Annotated in this window: 1 protein-coding gene; it reads left to right on the top strand. The window is 76.6% G+C overall.

What is annotated here, in order from left to right:
* Nucleotides 1-191 (top strand): hypothetical protein (locus tag ADK86_RS17865; protein WP_159393878.1); only part of this gene is annotated, 191 nt, incomplete at its 5' end.
* Nucleotides 192-308 lie beyond the last annotated feature (117 nt).

Here is a 308-nt window from a genome sequence, read left to right as displayed (position 1 = left end):
TGGACTCGGTCGTGGCCGAGCTGGAGTCCCTGCTCACGGCCGGCGCGGAGGTCTCGGCGGAGGCGGCGGCACGGCTGAAGGCGATGGCGGCGGGGCGGGACGGCGGTACGGACACCGGTGTCGGCGGGCCCCTGGACCTGACGTCGGCCAGCGACGAGGACCTGTTCCGGCTGATGGACGCGGAGCACTGACGCGGCGGGGGGGGGGGGTTTTCGGGGGACCCCCACCCCCCCCGTCATTGGTGGGGGGGGCGGGCCCCCAAGGGGCGGGGGGGAGAGCTATCTGCCCGCGCCTTCCGCGAAGCCGGG

The sequence above is a fragment of the Streptomyces sp. NRRL F-5755 genome (assembly GCF_001279365.1).
Classification (GTDB): Bacteria; Actinomycetota; Actinomycetes; order Streptomycetales; family Streptomycetaceae; genus Streptomyces; species Streptomyces rimosus.
The sequence above is the reverse complement of the archived record's forward strand: the minus strand, read 5'-3'. Positions and strand labels throughout refer to the sequence as shown.